This window comes from Gilvimarinus sp. DA14 (assembly GCF_024204685.1).
Lineage (GTDB): Bacteria > Pseudomonadota > Gammaproteobacteria > Pseudomonadales > Cellvibrionaceae > Gilvimarinus.
Genome location: NZ_CP100350.1, coordinates 2,547,211 through 2,564,753 on the forward strand (window position 1 = coordinate 2,547,211; position 17,543 = coordinate 2,564,753).

Consider the following 17,543-nt stretch of genomic DNA (forward strand, 5'->3'; position numbering starts at 1 on the left):
ACTACCTCACAGTTCTATAAGGGCAGATACCAGTTAGATTTTAAAGCGGCCAACCAATTCAGACATTTGCTTAGCCATTTTTGCCAGATTTACGCTATTGGCGGTGATACGACTGGAACTTTCAGCCGTGCTCTGGGCTACACCGGACACACTGTCGATATTAACTTCAATTTGCTGAGTCGCGGCGCTTTGCTGTTCAGACGCTGCTGCAATTTGGTTGGTGCGGTCGCGAATCTCGCCCACATAGTTGGTAATTTCTTCCAGTGCGTCTGTGGCCTCATTGGCTCGGGTTACCGAGGCATCCGCCTGACTGGTACCAGCGGTCATCATTTCTACGGCTTCGGCCGAACCGGTTTGCAAGCGCTCGATCATTTCCTGAATTTCGGTGGTGGAGCTCTGCGTGCGCGAGGCCAATGTGCGCACTTCATCGGCCACCACAGCAAATCCGCGACCCTGCTCACCAGCGCGGGCCGCTTCAATAGCCGCGTTAAGCGCTAGCAAATTGGTTTGTTCGGCAATGCCGCGAATCACATCCAAAACCGTGCCAATGGCAACTGTCTCCTGGCGCAAACGATCGATAACCTCGGAGGCGGTTTTGATATCAGCCGACAGGCTCTGAATTTGACTCATGGTGCTCTGCACAATGCCTTTACCGCTCATTGCGACCTTATCGGCTTGCAGTGAATTATCCGCAGTCTCAGCAACACGCTGGGTCACATCGGCAACCACGCTGGCCATCTCTTTAATGGCCGTCACAATTTGTTGAATGTCCGACTGCTGCGAGGTAATGGAGCGTTCGTTTTCTTGCGATAGGTTAGAGAGAATATTCGCACTTTCGTCTACCTCAACGGCGGTTTCGGCAACGCTGGAGATAATATCCTGCAAACGCTCCACAAACCGGTTGAAGTTGGACGCCAACTGGCTGATTTCATCTGTGCCTTCAACTGGCAGGCGGCGGGTAAGGTCCCCTTCACCCTCGGATATATCACGCAGTGCGCGCACCACATTGTTCACCGGTTTAACGACACTGGCTTGTACCAAGTAAGCCAAAGCAGCGGCAATCACACTGATTATAATCACCACCCAAATGGCATCTACGACCGCTTCTGCAATAACCGCATCAAGCTCGGCCAAATCCACGTGCATGGAAATGGTACCCACCTGAGCACCATCTGAATTAATGGTTTCGGTCATAACCAGAGCGTTTTCGAGCTCGACGATACCCTCACCATTGGGGCGCGAGGGTAGGTTAGCTGGCATCTTGCCGTCACCCGAGCGAGAGAACCACGCAAAGGGTTCGCCATTGGTGTAGATCACAGCCCCCAGCACCCGGTCGCTGATTTTTAGCGCCTGCAGCGAAGCGGTGACGGTCATATCATCTTCAAAGGTGATGGCGCCGACACTGGCCTCGCCTAGTACATCTGCCAAGGTGCGAGTGTCTTTAATGATGGTTTCTTCAACCGTGGCAATACCCGAGCGCACGGTCACAAAAGTCGTGACCACTACGGCAGCTATACAGGTCAGGGTGACACTGAGCAGGATTTTCCACTTTAGCGATAAGTTTTTCACAGCGGCCTCGTATTTATTTCTGTGGCTGATGACATCTTTTACCCTTGGTTCTAGCACGACTAGACGGGCTCTGGCACCAGCTGACTTTTATGACTGTAGTATAATGCGCCAACTCGTGTTTTCCGAGGGCCTCCTGGCCTGCTTTACAAGTAATTTGCTATATCGGATTTGGAAACACGGATATTTGCGTATAAAGCCATCGCTTTTCAGGCGGCGGCTGTCCCTTTCAGTATCTATGTCGGCACCAATCAGGGTTACTTTAAAAAATGCGGATGGTTTCACAATAGGTGGGAAGGCGGGGCCGGCCGACGGCCAGCCCCAGTCAGCTTAAAAGCTCCAGGCCAACTTGGCGAATAACCTCACGTCGTCGTCATCGCCAACCGTGTCTTTGTTATCCAGGGGAGCGGCGGCAGTCGCGCTTAAGTGCCAGTGGCCGGTGTTGTAGCGGGCACCCAAACCTGCGCCCGAGAGTTCCCGGTCGTCATCGCTAATACCCTGCCACGGGTTTTTATTAAGCATTACCCGACCATAGTCAGCCAGACCAAATACCTGCCAGTGGCTATTGATGTTGTAGCGCAGCTCCAGGTTGGCGATGTAACCCTCATCCCCTGTCGCTTCACCCTGCGCGTAGGCGCGCACACCATAAGCACCCCCAAGGCTGATCTTCTCGGAAGAATCTAGGTTTTTATCGGCAAACTGACCGTGAATTTGCCCGTGCAAGCTCCAGTTACCACCCAGGTTTTGCAAACGCATAATCGAGGGGGTCCAGCGCTCAAAATCGCCCGCCGTTTGCGCCGTTAGCGAATCAATCACCTGGTCGAGATAAGAGTTGATGGTCAATTCGCCCCAGGTATAGGCCAGCGCCCATTGCGTTACACCGCCACCTAAAAACTGATCGCGCCAATCGCCGTTCAGGGTCAGGGTGTAAAGCTCAGACTCTTTTTGACTGTCAGAGCCAAAAGCATCAATATCATCCTGCAGCTCTTTGCTGTCGTATTGAAGCTGCACATTTAAGTTAAGCTCACGTGTACGTATCAAAGATTGATCGGCAAACACTGTGGTGATTTGTGCATTACCGGTAGCATCAAGGTCTTCGAAATTACCACCCAGCTCATAATCCATATCGGAGTAGGCGGCGCCAATATTCGTTGCCCATGGGCCTACCGGCATTTGGTACTGGGCACGGAAAAACACTTGCTCTTCATCGCTGCCCAGGGCGCGAATATCAAAGCGATCACCGAGGCCGAAAGGGCTATTAACCTGTAGACTGCCGCCCAGGCGATACTCGCCGATGGACTCGTTGCCATAGTTGTCCAGCTCGACGGTGCCGTTCACCCACGGCCCCTGAGTCACATCTACTTTTAAGTCGCTGGTGCCCACTTCTTCACCGGGCACAAGGGTGGTGTTGACGGCAAGACCGGGCAGATCAGACAAGCGCAGCAGCGGGGTTTCCAGGGTGTCGGCGGTCAGCATGGTGTCCGCCTCCAGTGAGCGGAAGGGGCGCTTGACCACAAAATCCGCGGTGTGGGAGCTGTTGCTTAAATCGACTTTACCCAGCCGGCCTTCCAGCACATCAATGGTAACGGTTCCGTTACTGACGTCCTGCTGCGGTAAATAAGCGCGGGCGAGAAAATACCCGCGCTCGCGGTAATAGGTAGTGATTTTTGCAGCCTGTTGGCGCAGCTCGCCCAGGGTTAAGGTTTGCCCTTGCTGGCTCTCAATTAATGCCAGCAGCTCTTCACTGTCAAAAGCACGATTACCGGTGATAACAAAACTGTCCACCAACACGGCAGGACCCCCCTCATCACTGACGGGGGCGGGGTTTTGCTCGGGCATGTCCACATCCAGCTTGCTGCTTTGCACCTCAGGTGCCGGCTCGGTTTCTAACTCGCGGATGAACGTACCGGCGTTAGGTACTACCTGAGCCAATACCTGAGCACTTGCCAGGGTTCCTGCCAGAGTAAGCATTGAAACTGAGCTAATCCGTTTTACCGTCATGGAAATGCCTTGTGTTGTTTTACTGGTCACTGTGCTACCGATAATTGTGTTACTGGTCATTGGTCTGCTCCCCGTCGTTGCGCGGCTGATCGGGGGTCACTTCTGCGCGGCGGTTCAAGGCCCGGCCCTCAAGAGTGCTGTTGTCTCCAATCGGGCGACTCCAATCGAACCCTTTAGTGCCCAAACGCGCGGGGTCGATACCCAATTCAACGAGATGGTTGTAAACCGCCATGGCGCGCTCACGCGCCAACCGTTGGTTAAGCCAGAAGGGACCCGTTTTAGAGGTGTGGCCCTCAATCAGCAGGGTAAGGTCGGGGTAGTGCTCCAACTTTTTCACAAACGCTTGCAGCATGTCGGCATACATGGGCTGTATTTCAGAGCTGTTAATCGCAAACAAAACCGCGCGCGGCATGGGTAAGCCGATATCCATCAACTCTTGCTCGCTCATGCGATTGCCGCCGTTCATGACACCGAGAGAAATCTCATCCAACGAGCCGTCGAGCAGGGCGCGACCTTCGTAGATGTTGGCGCGATCCTCACCGCCCAAAGATTCGCGGGCAGGCAGCTGGGTGCTTGTCAAACCATCGCCATAGCCTGTGCCCGGGTTTGAGCTCAGCAAGGTCAATACACCGTCCACAAAGCTAACGGTGTAGTTGTTACTTGCCAAGGTTGCGATGGGCGTGAGCGTATAGTCTCCGGGAATCGGCAGGGTTAAATCCGTTTCCACGGTCAGGCTATCGCCAAACACGTCTTGTTCGGTATCGCCGTTGGTTAAGCCGTCGATTAAGGTTGGAAACTCGTTCGGTAGTAAGTCCCAATAGGTTTCTACGTCTTCAGCGGTTACCGTCAGCTGGGCCGGGGTAATTTGCAGTACACCCGTGTTTACACTCAGGGCGTAGTTGTCGGACTGTACATCGCCAGTTACCGTTGGGGTAATGGTATAGCCACCTACATCAGAGCCTTCGGCGCGCTCAAGTGCCACCGTCATAGTGTCGTCAAAGGCCAGGGTTCCGGCTTGCGAGTAAGTCAACTCGGGATCCTGCTGGCCGTAAATTTTCACTAGGTCATCGGCGCTGATGACTATAGGCCGTGGATTAATCGTGAGCATGCCGTCGTTTAAAGTAACCGCATAATTATCACTGGCCACTTCGCCGCTCAGTTCGCCATTAATGGCGTAGTCACCGACGTTTTCGCCTTCAGCACGGCTCAGACTACCCTGTAAGGTTTCTCCGGGAGCCAGGCTGCCCTCGGTAACCGCCCAGGTGAGCTCCGGGTCATCGTCACCGTAAATTTTTTCCAAATCGCTAATACTGATAGTGACCGCGCGCGGGGTGATGGTAAACAGCCCATCGCTAAAGGTGACGCTGTAGTTATCGCCGGCCGCATCGCCACTGACCTCGCCGGTAATGGCGTAATCACCAACGTTTTCACCGGATTCGCGAGTCAGCGCTACCGCCAGCGTATCTCCGGCCACCGCCGAACCGTTAACGGAATAGGTGAGTTCGGGGTCCATTTCCCCGTAGACTTTGCTTAAATCATCAATGCTGATGGTGATAGCGCGCGGCGTAATAGTGAATACGCCTTCGTTTAAAGTGACGATGTAGTTTGACGAGGCAAGATCACCGGTAATGTTGCCGTGAATATCGTAGGTGCCAACATTTTCACCCGGGTCGCGATACAGCGAACCGGTCAGGGTATCGCCCGCACCCAGTGAGCCGGAGGTAACGCCCCAAGTAAAAGTGGGGTCAGCTTCACCGTAGACTTTACTGGCATCATTAATGGTTACCGTAACGCTCACCACCGCCTGATCGATGGTGAGCACACCGTCGGTGACAACTATGTCGTAGCCGGTTTGATTGGACCAAAGCTCACTTGGAGTAATGCTGTAAGTGCCGGCATCAACGGCGCCTTGCGAATCGCCGGCATACTCTAAGTCGGTGCTGTTGATATCGTCCGAGTCGTAGGGTGTGTCGTTTTCACCAAACACGGAAACAAACTCGGCGTAGCTGGTGCCATAACGCACGCCCGCACCGGTGGTGCCGTTAATATCGTGCAGGCCATCGTAAGCGGCGCCATCATAGACTTGGTAATCATCGTAGGCGATCACGTCGATTTCGGTTAGGAACGAACGCAACAGCGGGGCGCTGTTGCCCTCGTAGATCCGCCAAGTAGTACCCGTCCCGCCTTCGGCGTCTATGTCTGCACCCCACGCGGAGAATGATGCAGGATCTGTAAACTCGGTTAACGTCAAACCGACACTTTCAGCATCGACGGTACCTGTATTCGAGCCAAACCCACTGGCGTTTGCGCTGTTCCAGAAGCTGGTGATGATGTTTGCACTGTTGGTACCGACTAAACCACCAACATCAGTGCCCCCGGCCACGTTACCTGAGGCATAACTGTTACTTAGCGTGCCCGAGAAGTACAGACCCGCTAACCCGCCAGCACTGCCGGTGGCCGCGGTTACATCGGCAGCAGAGTAGCTATTGCTGATATCTGAATTGCTGTCTCCAATGATCCCGCCAACGCGGTTGTCACCATTGATTACCCCAGTCACAAAACTGTGGCTGATGCTACTGCCGGCAAAACTCCAGCCGACTAAACCGCCTACGACATCACCGCCGGTAATATCGGCGTTGACCAAACCCACATTCTGTATTTGACCGGTATTTTCCAACAAACTGATTAAACCAACCGCAAACTGATCGGGCCGATTAATAGTAAGGTCATTCACAACAAAGTTCTGCCCATCAACAGAACCCTGAAAATTCACAGAGTTATTGGCGATAGGGGCAAAACCACGGCCGCCCCATACATCGGAATAATCACCGCTATTACCGGCTGCCACACTAACGGCCGTAGCCGAGGCGTCGATGTCGGACATCAGGGAGTAACTGGCCCCCATATCGGCAGCCATACCCTGCAAGTCGTAAAGGTTATGGATTTCGCCGCCGCCAGAAAGGAAGGCGCGCAGCATAGGTCGTGACGAGCCCTCGGCGATAAACCATTCGTTAGTGAAGTCGAAACCAGTGTAAGAGCCTTCATTGTAGGCATTCGGCGCGGCATCCCAGTCGCCGTTAACAGCGGTACCACCATCCGAAGTGGCTTGACCGGTGGTGAAAGTATCCCAGTAACTGTTAATAACTGAACCACCGTTGCTGCCCACTAACCCACCAGTACTGCTGCCAGCTGTATTTCCTGTTGCGTAGCTGCTGCTGATCTCTCCATGAACGCCATTGGACCCAACAAGCCCACCTACATCGGAATTACCATTGACCGCGCCCGTTGCGTAGCTGTTGGTGATTTCGGCATTATCATTAAAACCAACCAGACCACCGACTTCCGCATTGCCATCAACCGTGGCTGTGGCGTAGCTACTGGAAATATCGCCAGAATTATCGCCCACCAGCGCGCCAACCTGATTTCTACCAACAACCGAGCCTGCAATGTAGCTGTTAGTGATAGTGCCACCGTCGTTGTAACCCACTAAACCGCCAGCTAAGTTATTGCCAGCTATAGAGGCCCCCTGCAAACGGACATTCACAAGTCCGGCACCAGCGCCCGTGGCCCCAAACAAGCCCACATAATCCTGGCTAGAGCGGCTGATGGCCAATTGACTAATCACAAAGCCCTGGCCATCAAAATCACCCGTAAACCTTGCGCCATCGACACCTATTGGCGCAAATCCACCACCACCCCACACATCAGCGGTATTGTTAGAGGCTGTTGCCGAGGCATCGATATCGTTAAGCAGGGTATAGCTGCCCGTTAAATCGGCAGCCATTCCTTGCAGCTGGTAAAGGTTAGAAATATTGCCGCCATCTAAAAAGGCGCGCAGCATTGGACGGGAAGAATCCTCAGCGATAAACCAGTCGTTGCTGAAATCAAACTGAATATAAGAGGCTTGCTGAAAGGCCGACGGGTTAACGCCACCGTCCCCAGACACTAAAGCATTGTCGGTGCTGGCGCCGTCGTTTTGCCCGATAACGGCCGATAAACCGGTGGTGTCACTATCCGCATAGCTGTTGGATACCGTGGCGTTCGTTTGGTTATAGCCAACCAAACCACCCATTTCACCACCACCTGAAACCGCACCCGAGGCCCAGCTTGCTGTGGTTAGTGCATCGCCGCCGTTATAGCCAACCAAACCACCGGCTCTGCCGTTGGTGCCATCGAGCGCCGATACACTGGCCGTCGAATAACTGGTTTGGACAATCCCGTTACCATTGTTCCAACCGACCAAGCCACCCACACTGTCATCGGCGGTTACGCTACCCTCGGCAAAGCTGTTAGAAACGCTACCCTCGTTGCGGCCCACCAGAATGCCCACATCAGCCGAGCTGGTAGCGGTTACCGAGGCATTGTAGAGCCCCACGTTGGCAACGGAACCACCGGCACCCACAAAGCCGAAAAGCCCTGTTTCATATTGGTTATCGACATTGATTGTGAGGTTATTAATGAAGTGGCCGTTACCATCAAACGAACCGGTATAGGCCGTTGCATCATCGCCAATTCGCTGGAAGTTACTAATCACCGATAGATCGATATCGGCGTCTAGGGTGGCATCAAAGCTGGGGGTAGTAGCCAAGCCCTGAAGACCATAGGCATCAACCAAGGTTAACGCTGAGCTTGCACCATTACCGCCGGTGGCACGGGTAAAAGTACCGCCGTTAATCACAAAATCATCGGCCTTAAAGGTGGGCAGGTTAGCGGTGATTTGCTCAAAGTTACCGGACTCAAGGGTGAAGGTGCCGACATTGATATGACCTTCGGCGCCGGTCGAGATGTCGCCCACTGCGTTGAGGCTGAGCCCGCCACTGGGAGCATGCAGATAATCGTTAAAGGCGATACCGCCATCGGCGTCCAGAGTTAAAGTGTTGCTGCTTGCCCAGACAATAGGGTCCACCACAGTGATATCACCAGCGCCGCCACCCGCGTCGGCAGTTTCCAGAATCACGTTGCCGGATTCCAGGGCGTTTTGCAGCGCCTGGGTGTGGGTGTGGCTGACATCGTCATCGGCGCCCATAGCATCGTAGCTGATTTCCAGGTCCGTGGGATCGAGCAGCCAGGTGCCAGCCGCGCCATTGGCGCTGGCGGTGTTTATCTTGGCATCGGCGCCCACTTTGACAATGGCGCCGGAGGTGTCAATAAAGCCGCCATCACCCTCGGTGGGTGCGCTGGCATCCAGAGTGCCGGACACACGCACGGTGCCACCGGTCTCTGGAGTCATACCACCCAGCAGCATAATTTTCCCGTCTTTTTCTTGCAGGGTTTGCGCTTCAATCACACCAGTGTTGTTGACCACCGTCTGCAGCAGAGCATCGCTGGCGTGCGCGGTCATTAATACCTGTCCCCCATCAGCTTTTATCAGGCCGTGGTTTTCCGCCAGGGCGTCCAGCGCCGCTTCGTCTACCTGAACGTTCAACAAGCCATCGCCGGCAAAATCCAAAGTGACCTGCTGACCCGCTGCCAGCGCCACATTGCCGAGCTTGGCCTGAATCACACCGTAGTTGCTTACCCGACCGCCCAGCAGAGCCACCGCACCAGTTTCTGCTGCAGTAATCTCACCCAGGTTGGTCACCGCGGCGGGATTTTCACCGCCATTAAAGGTAAAGGTATTGGTGTCGTAATCACTGTGGGTAAGATCAAGCGTGGAAGCGACTAAACTGCCTACATTTACCTTGGCATTTTTACCAAACAAGACACCATTGGCATCCAGCACAAATACCCGACCATTCGCGTTCAGCTGACCATTTATTTGTGTTCCATCGGCACTTAGCACCCGGTTCAGAGCCAGTGATTGGCTGTTCGGCTGCAGGAAATTAACCACCTCATTCACATCAATATCAAAGTTATCCCACACCACGGTAATGTTCTGACTGTGTTGCGAAATGTCCGTGACATTGCCCGCGTGAACAATATTTGCGCTGCCATCAATCACCACGCCGCCATCCGGCCCTGCTACAGCGCCCTGGCTGATTGCCGCCGCCATCGCAAGCGCTAGCGGACGAAGTTTTCGCCCCTGTAGGCGTGTGGCTTTTATGCAGTCAGGTTTAGCCGTTACAGACGTCGATGTCGGAAATTGCGTGCGGTTCATGGTTATCCTCTTTTTAGGATCGATAGGTCAACGCGTTGCTACACAAGTAGCGGGTGTGATCTGCATCACAAAGGGCGATTGTAACGATTAGATAGGGGAAAGGAACCCCTATTTGGGTTGTAGATGCCTGGCGAAGGTATCCACAGCGCTATCAACCCGACGCTGTCTTTCGCTGCTGGTTTGTTGCGGGTCGGTAAAAATCTCTATGGCGCCGCGCCACTGGGTGCGCATGCCGCCAGGAGAGATGACTCGCATTACCAGTGTGCCGGCATCATATTCAGCGCCGCTGGTCAAAGAAGGGGCGATATCAAATTTCTCAACCAACTCCTGCTCGGAAATAGGGGTGCCCAGAATAATCGCCGCGCTGAGTAGATAGTCGGCTCCATTTGCCGACGCGGCCATATCAAACCCTTGGCTGCGCATGTTTTGCTCAAACCGGCTGCGCAGGTGGGTGAGGGTTTCTGGCGCTATATTGTGGCTGTCATCGGTAATGATTTCGGGCTGCCCCAGCCAGGCAAAACTGTCGCCCTGTCGCAACTGAAAACCGGGCTCAGCGACAGAGATAAATGAACTGGTATAGTGTGTCTCATACGGCGGTTGCGTTTGCGTAGTGCACGCCGCGAGCATTAAAGCCGATACAAACCCAACCGCTCGGCCAGCTTTGTCAATAATCCCCATGCTTTCTTCCTTAAATATCGATGTTATTTTCCGCCAGAATAAAAAACTCCCGGTTGCCGTCACCCCCGGTAATCGGACTGTCAAAGTAGTCTATTACGTTTAGTCCCAGCTCGCGACAACATAGACTCAGTTTTTCTTCGACTTTCTTATAGTAACCCTGATCGCGAACAATGCCGCCCTTGCCAATACCTTCACGCCCCACCTCAAACTGAGGTTTTACCAGACTAAGAAGGACACCACCATTTTTCAGCAGTGGCACGAGCGATGGCAGAATAAGGGTTTGCGATATAAAAGACACATCCATTACTGCAATATCAAAACCGCCCGGGGCATGATTTTCTCGTAAATCTAACGGCAGCTCGCGGGCGTTAATACCTTCGTAGTAGCTAACTCGTTTATCTTCGCGAATTTTTTTCGCCAGCTGATCGTGGCCAACATCCACGCCGACTATTTTTTCTACACCAGCTTGCAGCAAACAGTCACTAAAACCGCCCGTAGACTGTCCCACATCCAAGGCGGTTAGCCCCTTAACCGACAATCCGGATTTATGCAGGGCACCGGCAAGCTTAAGGCCACCTCGGGAAACGTAACGATCGTCGTCACTGGCGATAACTCGCAGTTGAGTCTCGGGAGCAGTTTTAGCGCTGGGTTTAGTAACCGTTTGCCAAATCCCAGCCAGATTCTGTTGCACGCGCGACTCTTTCATGACCCGCTGGGCGTGAGCGCGGCTATCGACTAAACCGCGCGCCACCAGCTCGGCATCCAGGCGATTCACTATTCCACCGTGACCGATTTGGCCAGGTTACGCGGCTGGTCTACATCCGTGCCCTTAATAATCGCAACATAGTAAGACAGCAGCTGCAAAGGCAGGGTATAGACGATCGGCGCCATCCACGGGTGGGTGTGGGGAAGGTTGATAACGCGCATACTGTCATCCGATTCAAACTGCGCATCCTTATCGGCAAACACGTATAAAATCCCACCCCGAGCACGAACTTCTTCAACATTGGATTTCAATTTTTCCAACAGTTCATTGTTGGGCGCTACCACCACAATTGGCATATCGTCATCAATCAAAGCCAGTGGGCCGTGTTTTAGCTCACCCGCGGCATAGGCCTCGGCATGAATATAGGAAATCTCTTTAAGCTTTAACGCACCTTCCATGGCAATAGGGTATTGATCGCCACGGCCGAGAAATAAGGTGTGATGTTTATCGGCAAACTCTTCGGCTAATTTTTCAATTTCCGGGGCCAGGGTAAGAGTCTGTTCCAACTGCTCCGGCAAAGTTTTTAACGCGCCTACCATTTCTGCCAACAACAGCGGATTCATATCATTGTGCTGGCCCAACGACAGTACCAAAATACCCAAACCAACCAACTGAGTTGTAAACGCTTTTGTCGATGCCACACCAATCTCGACCCCGGCACGGGTCATAAACGCAAGATCCGATTCGCGCACCAGTGACGATGCCCCGACATTGCAGATTGCCAGGGTAGACAAGTAACCCAAGTGCCTGGCCATGCGAAGTGCAGCCAAAGTATCGGCGGTTTCGCCCGACTGGGAAATAGTCACCAGTAAGCTGTCTGGCAGAACCACGGGTTTGCGATAGCGATACTCAGAGGCAATTTCCACCGAGCATGAGATGCCGGCAAGGGATTCAAACCAGTAACGCGCCACCATAGCCGAATGGTAGCTGGTGCCACAGGCAACAATTTGCACATGTTTTACCTTGGCAAACACATCGGCGGCTTGTGTACCAAATGCCTGGTCCAAAACATGATCTTCCGCCAGCCGGGACTCCAGCGCATTGCGCACCGCCTGCGGTTGGTCATGGATTTCTTTCAGCATAAAGTGGCGATACTCGCCCTTGTTGCCGGCATCGTAGCTGGCGGTAGACTCCTGCGCGGGACGATCCGCCTGGTGACCGCTGCTGTCCTCAATGTACAAACTGGTGCGGCTGATTTCGGCGATATCTCCCTCTTCTAAATAGATAAACTGGCGAGTCACCGGCAAAAGCGCCAGAGAATCAGACGCGACAAAGTTCTCACCAATGCCCAATCCAATCACCAGCGGACTGCCTGAGCGCGCCACCACCATTTTATCCGGGTTATCAGCATCAATTACTACGGTGCCGTAAGCACCCCGCAATTGTTTTACTGCTGCGCGCACCGCAGACATCAAGGTATCTTTATGCTGCAGTTCGCGATGCACCAAGTGCGCAATTACTTCAGTGTCAGTTTGCGAGGTAAACTCATAGCCTTGCGCCTGCAAACTTTGTTTCAGCTCGGCGTGATTTTCGATGATGCCATTGTGTACTACCGCTATGCGGTCGCGACTTAAATGCGGGTGGGCATTTTTCTCCGAGGGCTCACCGTGAGTTGCCCAGCGAGTATGGGCAATACCCAGGCCGCCAGCCAAGGGCTCGAGCATAGCGTCTGAAAGAGCCTGCACCTTGCCCAACCGGCGCAAGCGCTGCAACCCGCCCGGTTTTTCGACGATAGTCAGACCCGCCGAGTCGTAACCGCGATACTCGAGTCTTTTTAAACCTTCTATCAGAATTTGTGCAACGTCGCGCTGGGCAATGGCGCCCACTATTCCACACATAATAATGTCCTGTATTCTGGCGACTGAATTGTCCAGCCTAGCCGTTAATTCTTAGTTGGCGCACAGATTACCTGTACCCCTTGATGTTCGATTTCCACTTTTGCCTGCGGCTCTATGTCGGTGTCTGTCACCAATATGTTGACCGCCGACCAGGGCAACTCCAGGTTGTGCATTTTGCGCCCCAGCTTGTCCGATTCAGCCATCACAATGACTTCGCGAGCTACTTCTGCCATCACCCGACTGAGACCGTAAAGTTCGTTAAATGTGGTGGTACCGCGGGCCACATCTAGGCCGTCGGCACCGATAAACAATTGGTCAAAATCGTAAGAGCGCAGCATCTGCTCTGCCAGCTGCCCCTGAAATGCCTCAGAACGCGAATCCCAGGTTCCACCGGGCATCAGTAGGGTGGGCTCGTTCTCCAGCTCCAGCAATGCCTGCGCAATACCCAAAGAATTGGTCATAACCACCAAACCCCGCAGCTGGGCAAGCTCTGGCAAAAGGGCGGCGGTAGTATTTCCACTGTCAATAATGATGCGGTTGTGGTCACGTATTTGCGCGGCTGCCAGACGGGCAATTTGCTGCTTAACAGGCGAGCTGATGGCACTGTCGCGCAGTAAATCCTGGGGCAGGGGGACAGCACCACCGTGGCGGCGCAACAATAAGCCGTTGCTCTCCAGAGCGCTCAAGTCCTTACGGATGGTGACTTCGGAGGTTTGAAACCGCAGAGCCAGAGCCTCTACCGCTACCTCACCGGATTCGGCCAACAGATCGAGGATTTGGCGACGGCGCCACTGTGTGTTTCGTTTGGCCATAACAAAGCATTTAAAGTTTCAAAACGAAACAAATTGTAGCAAAACGAAAGGTTATTCCCAAGTTTTGGTGAAAATAAGCGGGGGCAATATGCCCCCTTGAATCAGTTTTGTCCGCTCAGGGAAATAACCACTGTTTCAGAGTCGCCGTCCAACATTAGCGACTGGTACAAGGCCTGTACCTGTGACTTGTCTGTGGCAGCAATCGCCGCCGTCAGCTTGTCACGACTGTCAAACTGATCATTGCCTCGGTAAAAGTCATTGAGATAGCGTGGATAATCGTCGTAAAAATTACCTGGCGGTTGATTAATTTGCGCGATCACACTGTCGCGCAAGGTATCAAACACCGATGGCTCGATAGCATCCAATTGCTCAGGATAGTTTTTAACAAAGTCATTAAAGCGCTGTTTTAAATCGGCCAGCTCGGTATTGGTTGACTGCGCATAGAGAATAAAACCCCAGTAATCGCCGATGCGGTCGATACTCGAACCTACAACGTAACCCACCTGATCTTCGGTGCGCAGTTTATTGTAAAACGCTTGATGAAAGACCGAATTTAAAAGCAGCAGTTGTGCACCAGTGTTCAGCTTATCTACCGGTGAATAATAAGCTTGTAACAGTGCATTGTCCGTATGCTGGGTGCTGCTGGAGTACTCTTGTTGTTCACCGACTTTAGGCGTGTGGTACTGGCTGAGATAACGCTCGAGCTTTTGCCAGCTGTGCGGAAGTTTAGCTTGCGTAATCGACGCAAACTCTTTAACCATCTGCTCATCGTAATTACCGAACGCAAAAATTCGAATCCGGTTTTCGCTTAGTAGTTTTTGCTGATATTGGTTTATCTGATCCAGAGTGATTTGTTCGCTTGCCTGACGCAGCTGGGTGTCCGTCCAACTGGGGGTAGACATTAAACGATCTAATTCCGTAAATAGCTGGCGATTCGGCTCGGCTTTGGCACGACCATCCAACCAATCGCGATAGCCTTCCATAGCGATAGTGAAGGTCTGCGCGTCAATTTCCATCTCAACCCAGCGCTGCAATAAACGGCCATACAACAAAGCGTGTTTTTCACTGTAGCCAGATAATGTAAGGGCGTGATTGCCGCGCGGCCTCTCAATACCAATACCTATACCCGCACGCCCCGCTTTATCTCGTAACGCCGTAGTTTGCAAAGAAAAAATGCGGTTAATTAAATCGCTCATGACTTGATTTTCGGCATTTAGCTGCGGCAACTTCGTGTTGAACATGACTTGCAGATAACCATGTTCAGACTGATGGCGTATGCTATGGGCGAGCCATGCCTCAATACCTTTTTGCGCTACAACTTTCTTTGGCTTCTCAATGGTGGGCGCGACTACCTCTGCGTTAGCGGAACTAAACAGATCATTTTCTTCCGGCAGGGACATAGCTATATCAGCCGCCATCTTTTGCCAGTTATTGAGCTCTGAGGAAGTAAATTTTTGGACACTGTACTGACCCGCGTAATAGGGGATATCGGTATCAACCTCTACTTGGGGGTTTATATGCCAGATGCGCGAATTCTGCGGTTGCAACTGATCGAGCACATTATTGATCGCGGCTGGATCAAACCTTTCATAAACATAATGCATATCAATTAAATGCTCGACGGGTATGTTAAACATCGAGCTGGAAAAACCAATGGCCTGATTAAGCGGGTTGGGCATTTGCAGATCAGCAAACTGTTTTTCTGCCATGGCTTTATATTCGCGAAAGTAGCTCGCATCTACACCATCGTTGCGTATTTTATTTAGGTAGGCAAAAACCGTGGCGATAATTTCGTCTTCGTGAGCAAGGCCCGATTCGGTAAGGCCTATATTGACCATAAACATGCCATCTGGGCCATAGTAGTCCGGGCTTATACTCGCAGTGAAATCATCCACCCAACCTTTTTTCCGTAAAATCTCCGCCGCCGTTCCCGGCTCTTCGGAGCTTATTAAATTGGCGAGATAGCGATTGGGTTTTACTGGCCATTGATCGGTATTGTCGTCAATCGCAAACTCAATAACCAGCTGGCGAGTAGGTTTTTGCGGCTTATAATAAATATGCTCTCCTAGCACCTCAGCCGTTAAACCCTTTTGCTTAACTTTTGGGTGGGTAACTTGGCTATTGTTAATACCGCTAAAATGTTTCTCTGCTAAAGCTTCTAGCTCATCCAACGGCTGTTTGCCAAATAGTGTTAACTTCATATTGTTGGCTGAATAATAGCGGTTGTAGAAACTCAGCATGGTTTCATACAGCGGCATATTCGGCTGATCTACTAGAGTCTCTAGATTACCCACACTCATCCGGCTAGATGGATGCGCTGGGTTTGCGGTCAGCCCGCGCAGGCGGTTGATGATGCGACCATCCTGTTCGCGGCCCATTGACCATTCGCTGTCTACGGCATGACGCTCTTTGTTGCTGTACTGACGATCAAATGTCGGCGCCTTAAAATAGTCGCTGTAGCGATCCAATGCCTCGTCGTAGGCAGCTTCAGCTACCTGAAAGAAATAATTGGTATGGGTGCTGGCAGTGTACGCATTACTGAAGCCAGCGTTTTGCTGAACAAAGGTCTGAAAGCTGTTGGGCTCGGGATATTTTTCGGTACCGAGAAACAGCATATGCTCCAAGTAATGCGCTAGACCTGGAATTTGATCGGGGTTTTGATAGCTGCCGACACCGACACTGAGAGATGCGCCCGACACCTCTACACTTGGGTCGGATACCAGTACCACCTGCAGTTCATTTTGCAAGCTTAGCGTTCGGTACTGCCTTGTATCATTCGGGCTTTTGCGGATACCGCTGGCTTCAGCAGCGGGCGATGTATCAGAGCCTGGTTGAGTGTCTGCTGGAGTACATGCACCCATTACTACTAAAACCGAAACAATAACAGAGCTAAACCATATACTCCGAAGCAGTTTTAACACAGACATACGAGCGTCCTTTTTTCGTTAGCTGAATAGATAAATTAAGTAAGCGCCGAGTAACACTCGGTAAATAACAAAAGGCTGCATGCCAAGTTTTTTAATTAACAGTAAAAACCAATGAATGCATGCATAAGCGCTAATTGCCGATAAAGCAGTGGCAACCAATAGTTGATCAAGCCGAATACTTTGCGGCTCGCCGATCAGCTCGGTCGTTTGTAATAGCGCTGCCAAGGCGATCACCGGAATACTGAGTAAAAAAGAAAAGCGTGCACTGGCTTCGCGCGTTAACCCCAATAGCAAACCAGCTGTCATGGTAATACCCGAACGCGAAGTACCCGGAATCAGTGCCAGTGCCTGAGCAAGTGCGATACCCGTTATTTGTTTCACCGTTAGGTTGTACTCGCTATTGCACAGCGATTCGTTGCTTGCATTACTATGCTTTAGGCGCCGGGAGTAACGCCAATCGGCCCAACCCAGCAGCAAACCAAATATGATCAGGCTGTACCCCATATACACACCCGAGCGCATATGGTCTTCGATATAGCTTTTTGCCAACAAACCAGCTAAGCCTACCGGCACGGTAGCCCAGAGCACGGCCCAGGCGAGGCGTGCCTCACCGCTTTTTTTGCCCTGAAAAATACTCGCGCTCCAGGCAACGATTAAACGCGCTATATCCTTGCGAAAGTAAGCTATAACCGCGACCAAACTACCAAAGTGTACGGCGATATCAAATGCCAACCCTTGATCCGGCCACTGGGTAAACACCGGCACCAACAATAGATGAGCACTGCTGGAAACCGGCAAAAACTCTGTTAAACCCTGGATTAATGCCAGTATCAGCACTTCAAGCCATTGCACGGATGT

Annotated in this window: 9 protein-coding genes; all 9 read right to left on the minus strand. The window is 52.3% G+C overall.

Annotated features, from left to right (window positions below):
- Positions 1–33 precede the first annotated feature (33 nt).
- On the minus strand, positions 34–1,569 hold the full coding sequence (locus NHM04_RS11165) for a methyl-accepting chemotaxis protein (protein WP_254263875.1): 1,536 nt from the start codon (positions 1,567–1,569) through the stop codon (positions 34–36).
- A gap of 327 nt (positions 1,570–1,896) precedes the next feature.
- Entirely contained in the window at positions 1,897–3,627 is a 1,731-nt protein-coding gene (locus NHM04_RS11170) for a ShlB/FhaC/HecB family hemolysin secretion/activation protein (protein WP_254263876.1), read from the minus strand.
- Complete coding sequence (locus tag NHM04_RS11175) at positions 3,617–9,664, minus strand: MBG domain-containing protein (RefSeq protein ID WP_254263877.1); 6,048 nt, start codon at positions 9,662–9,664, stop codon at positions 3,617–3,619. Before NHM04_RS11175 ends, NHM04_RS11170 begins: the two co-directional genes overlap by 11 nt.
- A 108-nt stretch (positions 9,665–9,772) precedes the next feature.
- The gene (locus tag NHM04_RS11180; protein ID WP_254263878.1) at positions 9,773–10,342 is read right to left on the minus strand and encodes a DUF4136 domain-containing protein; all 570 of its coding nucleotides are present in this window, start codon (positions 10,340–10,342) and stop codon (positions 9,773–9,775) included.
- A 10-nt stretch (positions 10,343–10,352) separates the two neighbouring features.
- Entirely contained in the window at positions 10,353–11,117 is a 765-nt protein-coding gene (locus NHM04_RS11185; RefSeq protein ID WP_254263879.1) for a TlyA family RNA methyltransferase, read from the minus strand.
- Positions 11,117–12,946, minus strand: coding sequence for a glutamine--fructose-6-phosphate transaminase (isomerizing) (gene glmS / locus NHM04_RS11190; RefSeq protein WP_254263880.1), 1,830 nt, complete (start codon positions 12,944–12,946; stop codon positions 11,117–11,119). The genes NHM04_RS11185 and glmS overlap by 1 nt, the downstream gene beginning before the upstream one ends.
- Before the next feature lie 44 nt (positions 12,947–12,990).
- Complete coding sequence (locus tag NHM04_RS11195; RefSeq protein ID WP_254263881.1) at positions 12,991–13,758, minus strand: DeoR/GlpR family DNA-binding transcription regulator; 768 nt, start codon at positions 13,756–13,758, stop codon at positions 12,991–12,993.
- Between the two features lie 101 nt (positions 13,759–13,859).
- Positions 13,860–16,619, minus strand: a complete 2,760-nt coding sequence (locus NHM04_RS11200; RefSeq protein ID WP_254263882.1) for an insulinase family protein — start codon at positions 16,617–16,619, stop codon at positions 13,860–13,862.
- A gap of 84 nt (positions 16,620–16,703) precedes the next feature.
- Positions 16,704–17,537 carry an undecaprenyl-diphosphate phosphatase gene (locus tag NHM04_RS11205; RefSeq protein WP_254263883.1) on the minus strand — a complete coding sequence of 278 codons (834 nt, stop codon included), beginning with the start codon at positions 17,535–17,537 and terminating at the stop codon, positions 16,704–16,706.
- Positions 17,538–17,543: the final 6 nt, after the last annotated feature.